Origin of the sequence: Jeotgalicoccus sp. FSL K6-3177 (genome assembly GCF_038050175.1) — a bacterium.
GTDB lineage: Bacteria > Bacillota > Bacilli > Staphylococcales > Salinicoccaceae > Jeotgalicoccus > Jeotgalicoccus nanhaiensis.
On the sequence record NZ_JBBOSK010000001.1, the window covers coordinates 129,702 to 149,253 of the forward strand.

General features: G+C 39.2%; 20 protein-coding genes and 1 riboswitch. Of the genes, 7 read left to right on the forward strand and 13 right to left on the reverse strand.

Going from position 1 to position 19,552, the window contains the following annotated elements; genetic code table 11:
• Window positions 1-20 precede the first annotated feature (20 nt).
• The 5 genes from MHH58_RS00600 to MHH58_RS00620 form a co-directional block, all read right to left on the reverse strand.
• Window positions 21-1,004 carry a tripartite tricarboxylate transporter substrate binding protein gene (locus MHH58_RS00600; RefSeq protein WP_341344708.1) on the reverse strand — a complete coding sequence of 328 codons (984 nt, stop codon included), beginning with the start codon at window positions 1,002-1,004 and terminating at the stop codon, window positions 21-23.
• A gap of 146 nt (window positions 1,005-1,150) precedes the next feature.
• Window positions 1,151-1,819, reverse strand: a complete 669-nt coding sequence (locus MHH58_RS00605; protein ID WP_341344709.1) for a response regulator transcription factor — start codon at window positions 1,817-1,819, stop codon at window positions 1,151-1,153.
• Window positions 1,800-3,422 (reverse strand): ATP-binding protein, encoded by a 1,623-nt coding sequence (locus MHH58_RS00610; protein ID WP_341344710.1) that lies wholly within the window; start codon window positions 3,420-3,422, stop codon window positions 1,800-1,802. The genes MHH58_RS00605 and MHH58_RS00610 overlap by 20 nt, the downstream gene beginning before the upstream one ends.
• 107 nt (window positions 3,423-3,529) lie before the next feature.
• Entirely contained in the window at window positions 3,530-5,041 is a 1,512-nt protein-coding gene (locus MHH58_RS00615; protein WP_341344711.1) for an SLC13 family permease, read from the reverse strand.
• Window positions 5,007-5,639, reverse strand: coding sequence for a TetR/AcrR family transcriptional regulator (locus MHH58_RS00620; RefSeq protein ID WP_341344712.1), 633 nt, complete (start codon window positions 5,637-5,639; stop codon window positions 5,007-5,009). Before MHH58_RS00620 ends, MHH58_RS00615 begins: the two co-directional genes overlap by 35 nt.
• A gap of 116 nt (window positions 5,640-5,755) precedes the next feature.
• Between MHH58_RS00620 and MHH58_RS00625 the strand changes: the two genes are divergently transcribed.
• The 4 genes from MHH58_RS00625 (at window position 5,756) to MHH58_RS00640 (ending at window position 9,103) form a co-directional block, all read left to right on the forward strand.
• A complete protein-coding gene (locus MHH58_RS00625) occupies window positions 5,756-6,490 on the forward strand; it encodes a glucose 1-dehydrogenase (RefSeq protein ID WP_135097471.1) in 735 nt (244 codons plus the stop codon).
• A 29-nt stretch (window positions 6,491-6,519) separates the two neighbouring features.
• Window positions 6,520-7,272, forward strand: a complete 753-nt coding sequence (locus tag MHH58_RS00630; RefSeq protein ID WP_135097473.1) for an SDR family NAD(P)-dependent oxidoreductase — start codon at window positions 6,520-6,522, stop codon at window positions 7,270-7,272.
• Window positions 7,273-7,433: 161 nt separating this feature from the next.
• Window positions 7,434-8,132 carry an AraC family transcriptional regulator gene (locus MHH58_RS00635; protein WP_341344713.1) on the forward strand — a complete coding sequence of 233 codons (699 nt, stop codon included), beginning with the start codon at window positions 7,434-7,436 and terminating at the stop codon, window positions 8,130-8,132.
• Between the two features lie 83 nt (window positions 8,133-8,215).
• Entirely contained in the window at window positions 8,216-9,103 is an 888-nt protein-coding gene (locus MHH58_RS00640; protein ID WP_341344714.1) for a DMT family transporter, read from the forward strand.
• A gap of 36 nt (window positions 9,104-9,139) precedes the next feature.
• On the opposite strand, the gene isaB is transcribed toward MHH58_RS00640, so the two are convergent.
• Complete coding sequence (gene isaB / locus MHH58_RS00645; RefSeq protein ID WP_135097479.1) at window positions 9,140-9,703, reverse strand: immunodominant staphylococcal antigen IsaB family protein; 564 nt, start codon at window positions 9,701-9,703, stop codon at window positions 9,140-9,142.
• 200 nt (window positions 9,704-9,903) lie between these two features.
• Window positions 9,904-10,983, reverse strand: a complete 1,080-nt coding sequence (locus MHH58_RS00650; protein WP_341344715.1) for an aldo/keto reductase — start codon at window positions 10,981-10,983, stop codon at window positions 9,904-9,906.
• A gap of 141 nt (window positions 10,984-11,124) precedes the next feature.
• Here MHH58_RS00650 and MHH58_RS00655 point away from each other — a divergent pair, with 141 nt between their 5' ends.
• Entirely contained in the window at window positions 11,125-11,973 is an 849-nt protein-coding gene (locus tag MHH58_RS00655) for an SDR family oxidoreductase (protein ID WP_341344716.1), read from the forward strand.
• A 43-nt stretch (window positions 11,974-12,016) separates the two neighbouring features.
• Here MHH58_RS00655 and MHH58_RS00660 read toward each other — a convergent pair whose 3' ends face one another.
• The 4 genes from MHH58_RS00660 to MHH58_RS00675 form a co-directional block, all read right to left on the reverse strand.
• Complete coding sequence (locus MHH58_RS00660) at window positions 12,017-12,826, reverse strand: energy-coupling factor transporter transmembrane component T family protein (RefSeq protein WP_341344717.1); 810 nt, start codon at window positions 12,824-12,826, stop codon at window positions 12,017-12,019.
• Window positions 12,801-14,222, reverse strand: a complete 1,422-nt coding sequence (locus MHH58_RS00665) for an ABC transporter ATP-binding protein (protein WP_341344718.1) — start codon at window positions 14,220-14,222, stop codon at window positions 12,801-12,803. Before MHH58_RS00665 ends, MHH58_RS00660 begins: the two co-directional genes overlap by 26 nt.
• Entirely contained in the window at window positions 14,209-14,790 is a 582-nt protein-coding gene (locus tag MHH58_RS00670) for an ECF transporter S component (protein ID WP_341344719.1), read from the reverse strand. Before MHH58_RS00670 ends, MHH58_RS00665 begins: the two co-directional genes overlap by 14 nt.
• A 60-nt stretch (window positions 14,791-14,850) precedes the next feature.
• Window positions 14,851-14,942: riboswitch (TPP riboswitch) on the reverse strand.
• 58 nt (window positions 14,943-15,000) lie between these two features.
• A complete protein-coding gene (locus tag MHH58_RS00675; RefSeq protein ID WP_135097490.1) occupies window positions 15,001-15,411 on the reverse strand; it encodes a 6-pyruvoyl trahydropterin synthase family protein in 411 nt (136 codons plus the stop codon).
• Between the two features lie 196 nt (window positions 15,412-15,607).
• Between MHH58_RS00675 and ggt the strand changes: the two genes are divergently transcribed.
• Window positions 15,608-17,368, forward strand: a complete 1,761-nt coding sequence (ggt, locus tag MHH58_RS00680; RefSeq protein WP_341344720.1) for a gamma-glutamyltransferase — start codon at window positions 15,608-15,610, stop codon at window positions 17,366-17,368.
• Window positions 17,369-17,409: 41 nt separating this feature from the next.
• Here ggt and gltS read toward each other — a convergent pair whose 3' ends face one another.
• Entirely contained in the window at window positions 17,410-18,612 is a 1,203-nt protein-coding gene (gene gltS / locus MHH58_RS00685; protein WP_135097494.1) for a sodium/glutamate symporter, read from the reverse strand.
• A gap of 154 nt (window positions 18,613-18,766) precedes the next feature.
• Between gltS and MHH58_RS00690 the strand changes: the two genes are divergently transcribed.
• Window positions 18,767-19,015, forward strand: a complete 249-nt coding sequence (locus MHH58_RS00690) for a hypothetical protein (RefSeq protein WP_135097496.1) — start codon at window positions 18,767-18,769, stop codon at window positions 19,013-19,015.
• A 136-nt stretch (window positions 19,016-19,151) separates the two neighbouring features.
• Here MHH58_RS00690 and MHH58_RS00695 read toward each other — a convergent pair whose 3' ends face one another.
• A complete protein-coding gene (locus MHH58_RS00695; RefSeq protein WP_135097498.1) occupies window positions 19,152-19,538 on the reverse strand; it encodes a GtrA family protein in 387 nt (128 codons plus the stop codon).
• Between the last annotated feature and the right edge of the window lie 14 nt (window positions 19,539-19,552).

Genomic DNA, 19,552 nt, shown 5'->3' on the forward strand with positions numbered 1-19,552 from the left:
CTTTTCCGTATTTTAATATATTACTCAGTTAATCCTGCTTTTTTCATAAGATCTTCGTACATTGCGCTCTGTTCTTCAAGGAAAGCACTTGTTTCTTCGCTGTCCATATAGTAGTCTTCCCAGCTATTATTTTCCAGAACCTGTTGCCAACCTTCGGTTTTGACCATCTCACCGAATGTTTCATCCCAATAAGCTATTTCTTCTTCTGTCATATCAGGAGGTCCCATAATTCCTCTCCAGTGAGGGAAAGTAAAGTCAATGCCCTGATCCTGCCATGATTGAATGCTTTCATCTTCCGGAATTGGTGCGTCAGCAGTTGTAGCAATAATATTGATACTGCCGTCCAGATGCTGATCAAGTGATTCTGAAATTGAAAGTGTAGCAACGTCAATATGTCCACCCATCAAAGCAGTCAGAATGTCTCCGCCACTTTCATAGATCATATAATCAAGCTGTGAAACGTCTATGCCGTAATCTTCCGCAACACGTACAAATGAAAGATGGTCATTGTTTCCAAGAGCTGGACCTACACCGATTTTCAGCGATTTAGGATCTTCTTTCAGTTTATCGAGCATTGAGATTCCATCTTCGATTTCAGAATCGCCAGGAACTGCAACCGTCATCCACTCTGTTGCAAGAACTGCTAAGGGTGTGAAGTCTTCATATGTAAGTTCACTTTGACCTAAAAGATTGTTAGCGATTACAAGGCTTGAATTAATTGAAATTGTATGGCCATCCTTACCTTTAAGATATTGCCAGCCAACTTCACCGCCACCTCCCGGTTTGTTAACAACGTTCATATTGGATTCAACAAGTCCTTCTGAATCGAGAACATTTTGCATAGCACGTGCTGTAGTATCCCAACCGCCTCCTGGTGTTGCAGGTGCAACAATTTCGAGATTTTTAGTAGGATAAGCTGCGTCTGAATCTGCTGAACTGTCACCGCTGCTGCATCCTCCGAGCACTAATGCAGCGGACAGCATGACTCCTGAAAAAAACTTCATGTGACCTTTCATAAAAGCATCCCCTCTCAATAGTTTGAAAATTCTTTTTTCATTACTGGTACCCATGTTAAATATATAACCCTTAAATGTAAACGCTACCAAATTTAAAAATATAAAGAACTTTATGTTATTAAAAAACATAAAGTTCACGAAAAGTTCTTTTTATACTTTTTTTCAGGTCGTCCCTTATCACCAAAGTTCTGAGAAACAGTCAGTTTTCCCGACTCTCTCATATATTCGAGATATCTTCGGACTGTTGTTCTCGATGTACCGAGGTATTCACCAAGCTGCGAAGAAGTCCATTCATAGTGGTTTGAGAAAGTTTCTTCAATTTTTTTAAGTGTCAATGGATCGATGCCTTTTGGAAGATTATTTAATGCAGATGTGTTTGCGCGTCCGAAATATACATCTATGTCCTCTTGTTCCAGTTCAATTGATTTTGAAAGAGTCATATTTTTCTTTTTATAGTCATTGACAGTCTCACTTAATTTATCCAGTTTTACAGGTTTGACTAGATAGTATAATGCACCAAGCTGCATCGCATTTTTCACTTTTCTGCTTTCTTGACTTGCTGTTATAACTATAAAGTTCATATAAGGATATTCTTTTAAAACATTCTCTATCAATTTATCTCCATGCATATCGGGGAGGTAGATATCTACAAGCATGAGGTTAATATCATGGCTTCTAAGTGTTTTTAAACTCTCAGCTGCATTCAGAGCAGTGTGTATCTCATCTTCAGGTGCATTTTTTAACAAGTACTCCTTGTACATTTCTGCTATTCTAAAATCATCTTCAACTATAAGAATTTTCATTACTATGTTCTCCTTCCTCGATTATAGGGATTTCAACTGTAAATACAGTTTGACCATTTCTGGAGTTAACATCTATATATCCTTCGAGAAACTCAACATTTGCAGTAACATTATAAAGTCCGTAACCTCTGTTAATACCGCCATTCTTAGTCGAATATCCCTTTTTAAAAATGTTCTCTTCATTATTTATACCGCAACCGTTATCTTGAACCACAATTTCCATCCACCCGTCAAAATAACCAATATAGAAATTGATTTCAGGCTCACCCTGATTGAGTACTGCTTCAATGGAATTATCAATGAGATTACTGATAATAGTAATCAGGGCATTAATTTTTTGTTTATTAGAAATGGGAATCATCTGACTCTGATTATCGATTTTGAAATTAACCTGTTTTTCAGTGGCTCTATTCATCTTTGCAATCAGTAAAGCTTTTATTCGGTCTTCTTCGATACCAACCAGATTTTTTTCATATAAATCCAAATTATCTATTTCATCATCAAGTACATCCCTTATACCATGGTATTTTTGCATTTCCAGCAATCCTGAAATAAGATGAAGTCTGTTTTTATATTCATGACTTTGTGCCCGTAAATCGTCAAAGAGTGATTCTACGATGGTCAGTTTGTTGGAAAGCTCTGACATCTCTGTCATATCCCTTAATATAATGACGTGACCGGAAAGTTCTTCTTTTTCATAGAGGTTATTAACAATAACGACAATTTCTTTATCATTTAAATAAGTTTCAAAATATCTAGTGCCATGGTTGCTGTCATTTTTATCTATATATTGCTCTAGATCATTTTGAAAATAATCATAAATGTTATTATTCATATGAGTATCCCTAGAGTTTCCTAGGTATCTACGGGCTGCATCATTAATATAAATGATTTTTCCAGTTAAATCAGCCGCAATGATACCTTCATCCAGAGCTGAGAAAATATTTTCCCGGTTTTTAAGAATCATAGTAATTTCTTTTGGTTCGTAACCGAGTGTCTCTGATTTTATGTATTTCCCAAACCATTTGCTGATAAAAAAACTCAGAATAATAAAAAAGATAATAATAAACGAAAGCTGATACAGCTTATTCAGCACTTTTTCAGTAATTTCACTTTCAAAATAACCTACCTTAACTACGCCGCTCAATTGTCTTACTTCACTTCCAGTATACACAGGAGCTATTGCTATAACAGAAGACTCTATATACTTATCACTTACTGTTGTATAGTAAGCACCGAAAATATTCGCACGCATATCTTCCTGATATGGTTCGTGTTCTCCAATCATTGACGGGTTTGGATGAGACAGAATGGTCCCTTCTTTATTTTTTACTATAACGAAATCAATATCATTCTCAAAAATATACTGATTGGTCAGCGTTTGGATTTTTTCATTATCTTTTAAATCAGCACTGTCAGTTATTGATGGTAAAAAAGAAATAGTTTTTGCAGATTGGAGAGTCAGTCTTTTTGCATTATCGTAATATTCATTGCTTGAGTGATAAAGGTAAAATGCTGACAATGAAATGACGATTAGGCTTATAACACCAATCAGTATTCCATTAATTTTAGTTTCAAGACTTACTTCTAAAAATCGCTTCATATTTATATATCATTCTTTCTCAAGTAAACTACTACTTATTATAACAGAATAGAAAAGGCATTTATGCTGCTTCTGAACTAAGAAACAAAATTTTCAAATTATTATTTTTACAACCATAATATCCAATAGGTTGACGCAGCAATTATTGCAGTGATAATGAATATACCCGTTGAAAATACTGCAATTATATAATGATCTTTTTTACTGAGAACTCCTGATTGAAAAGCGAAATATGATGTGGGTGAATGTATAGGTAGAATATTTGTACCACCGACAATTAAAATCACAAGAAATGCAAGACTTAATGCAGGTATGTTTGTGATGTCTGCATAAGAAACTACTATAGGAAAGATTACTATTATTGCAGATGAAGGAACAATGAATATCATTCTGAATACAAATGTAATCAGAGCAATAAGTACAGTTTTAAAGATCAATCCGGAATTTTCCGGAATAAACTGCATCATGTGTTCTGCTATTATTACAGCTGTTCCATTCTGGTCGAGTAAAATACCGATGGAAAAAGAGGCAACGAGAAGCAGGAAGTTTTCCCAGTCAAAAGCTCTTATATCTGTATTGTTCAGCAAGCCGATTTTCGGAATTGAGTAAATAACAAGTAGTACCATCGGCGGCAACAAAGTTGGAACGACATTATTATCTGTCAGGGCCCATACTATAATCATTATAAAAAAAGTCATTATTACAAACCAGAATCTTCTTCTCTCCCGAGATGTCTCGAAGTATTTTTTAGACTGAATTCTTTTTTGAATATGACCGTTTGGTATTTCGGACAGATAGGAATATTTAAAGTAGTTCCATGCAAATATATTTACAATAAGTAATGCCAACCATAAAGGTGGTGCAATAATAAGAAACCATTCCAACCAGTTCAAATTAGCAACGCCATAGTCATTTAAAAGCTGGGCTGCTAAAACTGGGAAACCTCCACCGGTATAAACGATCATTGTTCCGTTCTGATTCATTAGCCCTACAACATATAATGCATACTTTTTGAAAACACTATGATTTGAAAATCCAAATGAATCATTTAATCTGTCTACGAATGGCAGCAGCATTTTAAGCCGTGCAAATGCGGAAGGCATAAGCACAGGAAGTATAGCAATCAGAACTGGCAGCGCAACAGCTACCGTTTTAGGCCCTTTTTTATTCAATCTGAGAAGTTGTGAGGCGACGACTTTATCGACGCCGGTCTTCACGAGAACTCTGCTCAATATAGTTAAAAATAAAATGAAATAAAGCGCGGATGATAGAAAACCGCTCATCGCCTCTTCGACTGAATTGGCTAGTCCGAGAATCATCATCATTGCAAGGAGGAGTATGCTTGAGGCTCCTGACGGCAGAGGAGAAATAGTCCATAAATAAATAGCAAGTACAAGAAGCCCTACAGTTCTTTGTTGTTCAGATGTGAAATCCTGAAGGAAAGTTGAGGGGGCAAAAAAGATAAGAAGTATAAAAACTATTATTATAGAAATATTGAATAATATTGTAAATCTTTTCCTATTTAATCTCATAGCAATTTCACCGCCAGCTCTTCTTACTACCTTTATTAAAATTAATATACTTTTAAGAATTTTTGAGACGTTCCATATACATACCATGCATGATTTTTAACTGAGTTTCGATTCCGGGGTGCTTTTCCAATGTCATAATATCCTTCATCAGTGCAAGCTTTCGGGCGAAAAGACTGTAGTTATTAATCATCGTCATAATTTCATCTGTGACACCTGCACCTGAAGGCAGTGTTTTATCAGCTTGGCCATCGTTTACTATCCGGCTGACAATATTGGAGATATTATTGCGAATCTTAAAGTATTCTTCAGCTTCTATTCCAAAGTTATCAAGCTCGCCAATATTTGATTCAAATATATCAATAAACTTTGATTTTTTCAGTGCTTCCGGATTTCCCAGTCTGTTGACTCTGGTGAAAATTGACTCGACTTTCTCAATGCCTGTTGCATTCAGAAGGTTGATGCTGCGATAGAAATCAAGTTCTTCTGTTAATAGCTGACTGGCAACTGCAATGATAAGCATCTGCTTTTTCGGGAAGTATCGGAAAAGTGTTGCGACGCCGACTCCCGCCTCATTTGCAATATCCTGCATCTGTACGCTGTCCCAGGTGCTTTCAATCAGCAGTTTTTCGGCAGCATCGATGATTGCCTGTGTACGGCGTTCTTTGTTTTCCAGCTGTTTTGACATAGGATTTTCCCCTTTCATTTAATAATTATAATACATGTCTAAATATTAGCCTATCAGATAAATTAGCGTTATAATAATATTGAGAGTCAGACTATCAATATATGGAGGTAATCAATATGGAAAGATTATCAGGCAAGGTTGCAATTATTACAGGCGGAGCCAGAGGTATGGGGGAATCACACGTACGCCGTTTCGTTGAAGAAGGCGCTAAAGTCGTATTTACTGATATAAACGAAGAGGTCGGAGAAAAATTGGCTTCGGAACTTGGTGATAATACCTTATTTGTAAAACACGATGTGACTGATGAAGCGGGATGGCAGGAAGTTATTGAAAAAGCAGAAGCGGCTTTTGGACCGGTTAACGTACTGGTGAATAATGCGGGAATCAGTATGAGCAAGAGTATTTTTGATATGTCAGTTGAAGACTATAAAAAAATTATCGATATTAATCAAGTATCTGTATTTCTTGGAATTAAAGCGGTACTGCCTTCAATGCAAAAAGCTGAAGGCGGTTCAATCGTGAATATTTCATCAATGAACGGTATTGTCGGGGGGGCAGTCGGCTATACAGACTCTAAATTTGCTGTCAGAGGGATGACAAAAGCTGCGGCATTGCAAGTTGGACACCTTGGTATCAGAGTGAACTCAGTACATCCCGGTGTGATTGAAACACCAATGGTTACTGAAGGTGATGCAGTAGAACAGATTAAAGAATTTGCAAAACAAATTCCGATGCGCCGCATGGCTCAGTCGGAAGAAGTAACAAATATGGTGCTGTTCCTTGCATCAAGTGAGTCGAGCTACTCTACAGGGTCGGAATTCATCATTGACGGCGGCTTAACAGCAATGTAATTTAATTTTAACGATTTGGAGGAAAAAGTATGAAATTAAAAGACAAAGCAGTCATTATTACAGGCGGTGCCGGCGGTATAGGGAGCGGCATGGCAAGAGCAATGGCAAAAGAAGGCGCCAAAGTTGCCATTGTCGACTTAAATGAAGAAGAAGGTAACGCGGTGGCAGCAGAACTGCAGGAAGTATCACCGGATTCAATATTTATCAAAGCAGATTTAACAGAACGTGAAAGGCTGCATGAAATTGTCGATACTGTTGTGGAAAAATACGGTAAACTTGAGGTGCTTGTAAACAATGCACACGCGTCAAGACAGGTGAATTTTGAAGATACGACACAGGAAGATATGGACTTTTCATTTAACACTGGATTTTATCCGACCTTCTACCTGATGCAGAGTGCTTTTCCGTACCTTAAAGAGTCAAAAGGAAGCGTAATAAACTTTGCTTCAGGTGCAGGACTGGAAGGCCAGAAAACACAAACAGCATATGCCGCTGCAAAAGAAGCTATTCGCGCAATCTCGAAAGTTGCAGCAAACGAATGGGGAGAATATGGTATTAATGTGAATATCATCAGCCCTATCGCAATGACACCAGGCGTTGAGGCGTGGTCGAAAGAACACCCTGAAACATTCGAAGCGATTGTTTCAAAGGTACCGATGAAGAGATGGGGAGACCCCGAAAAAGATATAGGTCCAATTGCAGTCTTCCTGGCATCGGAAGATTCTAACTATATGACCGGTCAGACATTAATGGCTGATGGCGGTTCAATACAAATTCGCTAATTCAAAGTGAGATTAAGAGATCTTGGAAGCCTCTGCTCCAGGATCTTTTAATTTTTTCAAAAAAGTAGAAAAAAATAGTATTTTTACTGGATATATGATTTGATGATTGAAAGAATTATATTTTTCTTAAGCAGGAATAATATTTTTTGAAGGAGGTTTTAATGATGAGTACTGCTATTGTATGCGAAAAAAGAATCTATAATGAAGTGGTCACATCTCACCATCACACACATGGACAATTTCTGTTCCCGCTGCATGGATCTATGGATTTAAAAACAGATAATCACAAAATTAATCTGACTCCGGAGTATTGTTTCTATCTTGCCCCATATACAGATCATGTATTCCATTCTGCTGATCAGAATGAATTTCTCGTACTGGATATTCCTTTGCGTATGCTCCCGGGTAATACCAGGGATATGTATGAAAATATGGATGAAAGCTGGTCTGCTGTAAAGTATCTTCTGATGGAAGAAGTAAAGAATGCCGAGAATCCTGCGGCACTTGGTAATTTAACGAACTATATTGCAAATAAAATTAGAACAGTAACGCCTCCTTCAATTGAATATATTAATAAAAATTTTAGACATCAGCTGAATCTTGAAACCCTCGCTCAAATAGAAAACTATCATCCGTCATATTATTCAAAATGGTTTAAAAAGCAAACCGGTAAAAGCGTAAAAGAATATATAAATAAGCTTCGCCGGGAAGAAGCCGAATATATGCTGACGGTGACAGACTGGTCGGTTACAAGAATAGCAGGAGAGATGGATTTTGAGAATATATCTTCATTTACCCGCTGGTTTGTGAAAAATACCGGGGTCTCGCCGCATATATTCAGAGAGCTTAAGAAATGGTAAATAACATGTTGCAGGCAGTAAAGTAAAACCTCGTACAATTGTATAAAATATTTGTAACATACTTTATACTGAGGTGATTTTATTTGAAACAGCAAATTGCTCCACTTTTAATTCTTTTAGCTGCGGTGTTTTGGGGAACAACAGGAACAGTCCAGGCACTGGCGCCGGCTTCTGCACACCCGGTAGCGATTGGTGCTACCAGGCTTTTTATCGGCGGTTTATTTTTACTCATAGTCGTGCTGGCAGCAGGTAAACTAAATTTGAAAAGCCTGCCGTTAAAACCAACACTCATCGCATCCGTATGTATTGGTATTTATCAGCCTTTATTCTTTTCTGCGGTAGCCATTACCGGTGTGGCAATCGGGACAGTTGTTGCGATCGGCAGCGCACCGATGCTGGCAGGAATTATAGAAATGCTGTTTCTGAGAAAAAAACCTGCAGCTGTATGGTGGGTATCGACTACGCTTTCAATAGCAGGAGTTATTTTGCTGTTTTCAAATCAGGGATCGGTGCAGGCAGACCCGTTTGGAATACTGTTAGCACTTGGAGCGGGATTTTCTTTTGCCTGCTATACAATCGTTAATAAAGACGTGGTAGAGAAGATGTCACCCCTGCCATCAGTAGCTGTCGTATTTACTTTGAGCGGACTGCTGCTGTCTCCTTTTCTTTTCGTCTTCGATATGTCTTGGATCTTCAGCCGGGAAGGAATCATAGCCGGCCTCCATCTGGGAGTTGTAGCAACTGGCCTTGCCTATTATCTATTTGCAATCGGCTTGTTTAATGTCTCCTCTTCCACAGCTGTAACACTGTCGCTCGGAGAACCGCTAACAGCTACTTTACTCGGTGTTTTCTTTCTCGGAGAATATATGAGCAGTACATCATGGTTCGGTCTGATACTCGTCCTGCTTGGAATCGGTGTGCTGATTATGACAGCAAGAAAACCGCGTACTGCGCAAATTGCAGAAAATTAAAAAAGGAAGACAGATAATTTTGTCTTCCTTTTATCTTTAGTAAGATTTGCTGTAACCAATTGTAACTTGTGTTACATAGCTGTCCTCTACTTTAAATGCTATTATATTTTTATCGGTATCCTTTTTCTGATCGCCGAGTTTAAATACATATGTTTCGAATTTTCCTTTTTTGTTTTCTTCAATTTCGTAATCGTCTCCGTAAGCTTCCGTTATTTCATCAATTGATAGCATTTCTTCCTGAATCGGGAAAACAACTTTAGTTGCTGTTCCGTCATATAAGGTGAATTTCTGATCGTGTTCTTTTGTAGTTTCATACTCTGTATCGGCACGCTTTTCATAATCAGCCTCTGAAGCCTCGATAGTATGACCATTGAATGCTAAATCGCCATCTTCTTCCAATGTTTTGATAAGAGCATCATTGAGAAGGAAATTTCCATCTCCATATCCTGTATCGCCTTCATATTTATAATTTGAACTTTTAGATTCTGCTGCTTCGACTGTATTCATGCCGTCATTGCTGTCTGCAATCTGCGTGCTTGTAACGACAGTAGCTGCAATTCCCGCTGATGCCAGCACCTTCACTAACTTGTGCATGTTCATTTGGAATCATCTCCTAAAGGTTGTTTGCTAAGTTTCAATTGTTGCATAATTTCTTTTGAACTGCAATTGATGTCCAAAAACTTAGGAGTAACGCATAGCGTTATTTTATAATGCTATGCGTTACTATCTTGATACCAACGCATATAGAAGTAAAAGGGAAGAAAATATTATGTTTCACATTAAACATTTTCAGAGATTCCTTAGATTTCCTGATCTTTCTGCTTCATCGTTTTATTATATGCTTCCAGATAAACTTTCTCTGATTCTGAAGCCATATTCATCGTATTCATTGCGCGGTGCCAATGAGGATAAACGGGTTCTAAAGCAGTGAAGTCCGTAATTTGTGAAACGTCATCGTCGGTCAATTGCAACGTGTAGGATGCGACGTCTTCATACAATTGTTCTTTATTACGTGCTGCAATAATGACCGAATCTACATTTGGTCTGTCACGGAGCCAGGCAAGCACAACTTGCGGTACTGTTACCTTATGTTTCGATGCAACATCCTGCAGCATCTCAACGAGATTATAAAAGAATTCCTTGTCTTTAAGATAAGGTTCTGCCCATCCGTTGCCTTGGCGTGTTCCCGGCTGTGCTTTTTGATTTCTCGTAATTTTACCGTTCAGCATGCCTTCGCCTAAAGGAGACCATATTGTGTTTCCTATCCCAAGCTCTGTTCCTGCCGGAAGCAGTTCGTACTCCGCCTCCCGTGATTCGGGTGTGTAATAGATTTGATGAGCTGCAGGCGGAATCATATTATTTTCCACTGCAAAAGTATGTGTTTTGGCAAGTGACCAGCCGCTGTAATTGGATACACCCCAGTAGCGGATTTTACCTTTCTTAATCAAATCGTTCATCACCTGGACAGTTTCTGAAACAGGAACACGGCCGTCCCATATATGAATGTAGTATAAATCCAAGTAATCTGTACCGAGACGTTTCAGTGTCTCATCAATAGTCGTTTCAATATTGGCGCGTGTTGCACCGCCGTCGTTAGGACCACCTTGGATCGGGGTGCCTGTTTTACTGGCGATTGTCATATCCTGGCGTTTATCGCGAATTGCTTTGCCAAGGACTTTTTCGGCATCGCCTTTAGCGTAAAGATTGGCTGTGTCAAAATGATTAATCCCTTTATCTAGTGCATAATCGACAAAATAGTTCGCTGTTTCCTGATTCATATCTCCTGTTGCCTCAAAACCCTTTGTGCCGCTGAATGGTATGGTACCAAGAGAATATTTAGAAATATTAAGACCTGAATCTCCTAATAATGTGTAATCCATTCTTATCCCTCCAAATTTCATTATCAAATAATATATTCCCTGCATCTTGTTTATAAAACAGACTTTTCAACTCTTTGTCCGATTGAGAGAAATATGACAGGGTATAGATTCTAAAGAAGCAAATTTACAGGAGGCTTTTAAATGACACAGACAGTACTTATTACAGGTGCAGGAACAGGATTCGGTAAAAATATTGCATTCGCACTGGCGGAAAAAGATCATCCAGTTATCGCAACGGTGGAAGTGATGTCACAGGTATCTGCTTTAGAACAGGAAGCACGCGAACGCGGTGTTAAAATGAAGATCGAAAAACTTGATGTAACAAACCCTAAAGACCGTGAAAAAGCTTGGGCATGGGATATTGATGTGCTGGTCAATAATGCAGCTGTCAAAGAAGGCGGCTCATTAGTTGATATACCTGAAGCAAACTTGCGTCATCAATTCGAAGCCAATGTCTTTGGACCGATATTATTAACTAAAGGATTTGCCCGTAAAATGGTGGAAAATAAACAAGGTCGCATTGTTTTCGTATCCTCAGTATCCGGTATTACAACGAACCCGCTGTCCGGACCGTACTCAGGCTCAAAACATACTGTAGAAGCGTTCGCGATGGCTTTGAGCAAGGAGCTGCAGGAATTTAATGTGGAGGTATCGACGATTAATCCGGGTCCTTATTTAACAGGATTCAATGACCGTGAGTTTGAAACGTGGAAAAACTGGGAGATTGATTTAGATGACACAGTATTTGACTACAGAAAAACAGCTTTTCCTAGTGAACAATTTGACCCTGAAGAAGTAACAGAGCCAGCAATCAAAGTAATCCTCGGTGAAACAGATCAGTATCGCAATGTGATACCTGAAAAAATGGTTTCTCAGCTGCAGGACACACAAAAATCTGTCTGGAATAAAACAACAACTGCAGATCTTGGGAAACGTCACGAATCGGTACAAAAATCTTATGATATTGAACCGGGAACGCCGGCAGAATAATAACTGGAAGAGCAAAAAAGCATTGGGAGCTCCCAATGCTTTTTTATCTTGCGTCGGTGCTTGTGAAAGGAGAAATGACAGTACCGAACTCGAGAGCAGCGAAAACAGCAGCTCCAATAAGCGCGATTAAATACAAATCATATTTTGAGAATGATGTTCTATGATAGTATGTGCGGACACCGTCACTGAATCCTTTGGATTCCATTGCAATCCCAAGTCTGTAAGCTCTTCTTATGCTTTGACTGAGCAAGGTCACAATTGTTGATTTCAATCCTCTAAATCCTGAAATGTATTTTTTATGAATCAATGCTTTTCTGACCTTTCTAGCCTGCCTCAGCTGGAAATATTCTGCAACAATAATTGGAACCATGCGGATAGCTGCCATAAAGGAATAAGCATACTTAGGTTTTATTTTCAGCTGAATCATGAGCGCGTAAAACACATCTGTTATTTTCGTTGTAAATATCACTAGGGCGCCAAATAACGACAATATAGCGCCGCGCATTGAAATATGAATACCTCTGACAAAGCTTTCTTCAGTAATATGAATAATGCCGTAGCGAAACAGCGTCTGTGTCCCTTCACCGTAGAATATCATATAGAGGCTTGATATAAATCCTGAACTTAAAATAAATATTAACAAGATTGTCAGGTATTTTATTTTAACTCCGCTTAAAAGGAGCAGCATGATGAGCATAATAATTGTCAGATGGAAAAGAACATTTGGATTATGAATGAAAATTACAGTAACAAAAAGTATTGCTGCCAGCAGTATTTTTGTCAGCGGATTTGTCCTGTCTATAAAAGTGCTGTAATTCTTCACCGCGTCAAGCATCGTGTATCCTCTTCTCATGAAGCATTCCGTCTTCAATAATCAAGCGTCTCGACGGATAGCGTGTCTTAATATTTTCATCGTGCGTAATCATGATGATTGCAGTCCCTGATTCAGTCAGTTCTTGAAATATTTCCAGCATTCGAAAGGCGTGTTTCTGATCGAGACCGAATGTCGGCTCATCGAGCAGCAGGATGTTCGGCACACCGCCGAAAGACGTGGCTACACTTAGCCGGCGCTTCTGTCCTGTAGAAATTTCCAATGGATGCAGGTGTGCTGTATTACTAAGCCCCATCTGCTGCAAAATGACTTCGGTCTGTCTCACTGCTTCAGAATATTCAAAGCGGGATTCCATATTGATGAAAACTTCATCAAAAACTTTGTGCGTAATAAACTGGAGTTCCGGATTTTGAAATACCGGATATACTTCTCCGGCAATTTGTTTTGTTTTTGCAACTTTCTTATTCCGGTAGTAAATATTGCCAGCAGAAGGAATCAATTTCATTATCGCAAGAAGCAGACTGGACTTTCCAGTACCGTTTTTTCCTTCGAGCGTAATCCATTCTCCTCCGGCAACAGTTAAGTTATCGATATGCAAAATCTCCATCCCCTGCCGTTCAAGATGGAGGTTTTTTATTTCGAGCAGTACCTCTTCCGCTGGCGGTAACGGATTGAACACTGGAGCTTCCTGCCATGAATCCGGATGCCAAACACCATATTCATTCAAAAGGTGTTTATAATTTTTTAAAACATCGTCCGGAGTACCGTCATGAGTAATCTGAGCCTGATTATTCATCAGAATAACCCGGTCGACTTTGTCCCATATATAATCGACACGATGTTCGACTATAATAACTGTGCGGTTGTGCCAAATGTTTTCAATGACATCCCATAGAGAAGATGCAGACTCGTCATCAAGCATGCTCGTTGGTTCATCGAGAAACAAAGTATCCGGATCTTGCAGCAGGGCTGAAGCGATCGCAAGCTTCTGCTTCATTCCCCCTGATAAATTATTAATATTTAAGTTAAGTGGTATATTAAGTCCCGTCTGACTGAGTGCTTCCAGCATTGCCGTTTCCATATTTTCCTTCGGAATATTTCTATTTTCCAAAATAAAAGCAAGCTCTTCTGCTACTGTAGGCATCGTAAACTGGGAATCAGGATCCTGAAACACATAGGCGTTATTATCAGGAATTTCGATTGATTCGGTTTTCATGGGTGTATGGATTGCCCGCGGGATTAACCCGCCCATGACGTTTAATAACGTGCTTTTACCTGAACCGCTCGGTCCGAGCAGCAGTACTTTCTCGCCGGCTTCAACTTCAATATTTAAATCGGTAAATAATTTTACCGGTGCTTCTGGAAATTTTAAATTTAAGTTCTGTATATTAATTGCCGGCATATTATAATCCTTCATGTGAATTATCGTGTCTTTGTCCTACAAACTTTAATACGCCGGTTTCTTTAAGTGCTTTGTAGAGCAGATGGCCGAGCCAGCCGGCAACAAGCGCGCCGCTGAGTATCCGAAAACTGAACATCAGGACAAGATTCCATGTCTCGAGCATCCCGAGATAACCATAATACCAGTCGAGCGGCAAAGTAGATAAAGCTGCCGCGATGCCGGCCAAGGCTGCCACCATCAGACTCGTACTCTTATATTTAAAGAACATAAAAATAAGTTCGCAGACCAGTCCCTGTATTAAGCCGTACATAATCAGTGAAATATCAAACTGAAGGAGTACAATCGTTTCGCCCGAAGCTGCTGCAAATTCTGCAATCAGAGCAACACCAGGCTTCCTGATAACTAAATAAGCGACAATCGCAGCGATAAACCACATTCCGTATACCAGTTCATTTAAATGCAGACCAAAGGGTTGGAGAATCGTATAAATCCCATCCCATAGAGAATAAATAACAGCGAAAACCAGTGCAATAACGACAGTAATTAAAATATCAGTGAGTGTTAAACCATTTCTTTGTGCCATTTTGAAGCCTCCGTTATAAATTTCAAACAAAAAAACACACCACTAACGGAATGGTGTGCATATAAAAATATGCCACTTCCCTACGCTAGTATAATCTAGATCAGGTGATAAGGGTCAGTCTCAGTCCGATGCGGACACCCCCAGTGGTGGTGAATTTATTATTTGATTATCACTATCATAGTCCACTTGCACGGATTTGTGAAGCTGGAATTATTTAGTTACGGAAATCCCCTGTTTATCGTTTTCATAGAGCGTTACTTTAAGCAGTGTATCTTCCTTTGGCAGATGACTACTAAACTGTTCAAAAATCCAGTACGCAATATTTTCAGCGGTTGTATTCATAGCAGGCAGAGTTTCATTGAGCACGCAATTATCGAGTTTTAAAGCAATGTGCTCTCTATAGATCTGATCAATTAAATGAAAATCTGTGGCAAGGCCCAATTCATTTACCATTGATAATATTTCTAACTGAAATGTGTAGCGATGGTTTTTTAAATCTTTAAAGGCTGTACTGGAAAAAAATATACGGTTATGACAAGTGAATTCGAAATGCTTATTAATAACTATCTGATGATTAAAATATTGAAATTGCTCCGGCGGTTTAACATTTTCTAAAGACATAATTTTACACCTCAATATATAGGTATTTTCTAAATTATACTATACAAAAGATATGAATTTAATTGTGTCAAATTATTGACTGCATGTTCTGATATGGTAACCTTGAGGGAAGTAATTCATAATTTTTAGAATTTTACATCTTTATTTAGAGAGGAGAGACAAAGCGCATCAGCAATTAAAAACAAGGGGGCGTAACATGAAGAATTTTCTAAAACGCTTAGCAGCAGTTATCAGTTTATCATTGCTAATCTTTTCAGCAGGAATTCCCATCGTATCTGCCGAAGCTTTTGATCCGGACTACAGTGAAGATAATGATGTAGCAGCAGCTGATGAAGGGATGGTTGTATCGGCGCACCCGCTTGCTTCTGAAACGGGTTATGATATCCTTGCCCACGGCGGTAACGCCATGGACGCAGCTATTGCTATGCAATATGTATTGACCGTTGCAGAGCCCATGATGTCGGGTATTGGCGGCGGAGGTTTTATGATGGTATATGATGGAGAAACAGGAGAAACATCTGTGATAAACAGCAGGGAACGTGCGCCTGCAGGTGCAGATACGGAAATGTTCCTCGATGAAGACGGGGAAGCATTACCATTTGAAGAACGTGTCAGAAGCGGTAAGTCAGTAGGAGTTCCGGGAACATTGAGGGGCTTGGAGGCAGCCCACGAAACTTGGGGAACAGTTGATATGTCGGATTTGATTGCTCCAGCAATTTCAATTGCCGAGGAAGGTTTTATGATAGATGACTTCCTGGCTGCACAAATTTCTGATAACGCCGAAAAATTACAGGCTACAGCAGCAGCTGAAGTATTTTTTAACGATGCTGAACCCTTAGCAGAAGGCGATGTACTCGTTCAGGAAGATTTGGCGAAAACTTTAAACCTTATCAAAGATAATGGCATCGATTACTTTTATAACAGTGAAATTTCAAAAGCGGCTGCTGACGCAGTTCAGGAATTCGGCGGCTCAATGACACCAGAAGATTTATCGAATTATGAAATTACATTAGATGAACCGATTTGGGGAGAGTTTAACGGCTATGATATTGCTACCATGCCTCCGCCAAGCTCAGGCGGCATATTCATGCTTCAAATGCTTGGAATGCTCGATGGTTTTGATTTATCCCAGTATGATATAAACTCGCCGGAGAAATATCATTTAATGGCAGAAGCAATGCATCTGGCATATGCCGACCGTGCTGAATATGCAGGAGATCCGGAATTTGTGGACGTGCCTGCAGAAGGGCTCCTCCATCCTGATTATATTGCAGAGAGAAGCACACTAATCAGCATGGATAGTGTGAATGAAGAGCCGGAAGCGGGAAATCCGTGGGAGTATCAGACAGGGACAGATGAAGTGAATAATGTTGCACAGCCGAACGATAAAGTTGATGGACAGACGACCCATTTTTCAGTAGCGGATAAATACGGCAATGTCGTTTCATACACTACGACGATTGAGCAGGTATTCGGTTCTGGTATTATGGTGCCTGAATATGGATTCATGCTGAACAACGAACTGACAGATTTTGATGCTGAACCAGGCGGAGCAAATGAAGTACAGCCGAATAAGCGTCCGCTCAGCAGTATGACACCGACTATTGTATTTGATAATGGCAAACCGGTAATGACTGCAGGTTCGCCGGGCGGGCAGACCATTATTACATCAGTTCTGCAGACAATTATCAATGCTTATGAGTACGAGCTCGATGTGCATTCAGCAGTAACAGAACCAAGAATCTTTACTAATGACTTGAAATCTTACAGATTTGAAGAAGGTATTCCTGAAGAAGTTATTAGCCAGCTTAATGAAATGGGACATAATTTTGAAGATGAATCCGAAGCCATAGGAAATGTCAGCAGTATCCAGATTGATCCTGTGACGGGAGAATTTACAGGGGCTACTGATAAAAATAGAAACGGTGCCGCCTACGGCCTGCAATCCCAGCAGTAAAAATAAAAATAGAGCAGCCGAAATCGGCTGCTCTATTTTATTTAATTGAAAAGGTTTATAAAGAACACTATAACGGGAATATTAATAATATCTATTAAGAATGCCCCGACAATCGGTACAATCAGGTAAGCAGTTTTAGAGTCGCCAAATTTAGATGTGATTGCATCCATATTAGCCATAGCTGTAGGCGTTGCCCCCAAGCCGCTGCCGATTAAACCGTTAATCATTACTACAGCGTCATAATTCTTACCAAGCAGTCTGTAAACAACAAACATCGTATACAGAATAATGACGATAACGTGCACGGAAACAATCAGCAGAATCGGCAGTGCTAAGTCTGCGAGCTCCCAAAGTTTGATGCTCATCAGTGCAAATGACAGGAATAAGCCTAAAGAAACTGCACCGATTTTATCATTTACAGTTGTATCAAAATCAAACGGCACCTTGTCTTGTGAAGCGTCTAATAATGTTCTGACAACAATTGCAACGAACATTGCACCGACATAGTCGGGAAGAATTACTCCGGATAAATCCGAGAAGATACCGCCAATGTATGTGCCGAGCGCCATTGTGAATGTAATGATTGCCAAATAAATAAAGAACTGGTCGATAGTCAGTTTGCTTTCCTTTTTAACGTCCTGAACTTCATATTCGCCGGCATCAAAAGCAGGTTCATTGCTCTTGAGATTATGTCTATTAATCATATAACGTGCAACCGGTCCGCCGAAAACTCCGCCGGCAATAAGTCCGAGAGTCGCTGCAGCAATGCCGACAGTAGTGGCTCCCTGCACTCCTAATCCATCGATTGTTTCACCGAATGCTGCAGCACCGCCGTGTCCGCCAATCATAGCAGGAGACGAAGCCATAAGTCCGAGCAGAGGATCGATTCCAAGCAGACTGGCAAGAGAGACTCCTAAAGTATTTTGCAAGACTGATAAAAAACTTGCCGCAAGTAAGTAGATAATAAGTAATTTACCGCCAAGTTTAATTAACTTAAAACTGGCACCCAATCCGACTGTGGTAAAAAATATAATCATAAATAAAGACTGTAAGGACGTATCTATAGTTATCGTCACTAAGTCAGAAGTGTGCATTATTAATGTAAACACTGCGAAAAGCAAACCGCCAACAACAGGTGCCGGTATAGAGTATCTATCTAAAAAGTATATTTTTTTAACTAAGTAAGCACCGATGAGGTAAACCATCACTGCTAAAAATAATGATGTTACTAAATTTAATTCCATATCCCATCCTCCATCATTTAAAAAATACATCAGAAAATCCATTCTAATCTAAAACCCAGAAATAACCAATGATAACTTTTACATATTTAAAGAAATTTAATTATGTTTAATTATTAGATGTTCTTGAAAACTATATTGAAAGGGGTGATATTGTATGCGCAAACGGACGAAACTCCTTATTGGAGCGGGGCTAGCAGCGGGGGTACTGTATGCAACGAAGTCACAGAACAGACAGATGATTTTAGGACAGCTGGAAAATGCAGTTAATAAATGGACGGACGATGATTACATTATTAATCTTGGAAAACCGGATGAATTGCGTGATGCAAACATGGTCGATGAAGGTGCGATGACTAGCGTACTTTATTATTACGAGTTAAGGGATAAAGCGTCAGAAAAATAATGAAAAACAATCACAGTCTTAAGGCTGTGATTGTTTTTCATTATATCGTTATAACGTATTATGTAATGAACGTTACAAAATATCGATATGCGGTACAAATCTGTCCTGTCAAGGGTTATGGCGCTCTTGTCACTGACTAAGCTCTGTACATGCGGAATGATATATATCGATTTAGTAAGTACTGAATCACGGTCGCAAACATTGTCGCACTTATTTTAACAATAATGGCGTTCCATCCAAGCTGTTGAACGAAAATGAAAACAGCAATGGAAACGACTAAAAACCCTGCTGTACCAATAGTTAGAAATGAAAAGTAGCGTCTGAAAAATTTGCTGTGCGCCTTAAAGTTAAAATGATAATTCAATATGAAATTTGTTGTGACACCGGTAAACATGCTAACCAGATTCACGATTTGAATATGAATACCGGTATAAGTGTGCAGCATGATAAACAACAGTAAATCAATGATACCGCCGACTGCTGCAATCATGCAGTATTTAATAAATTCTTTAAACTTGCTCATATAAATTCAACTTT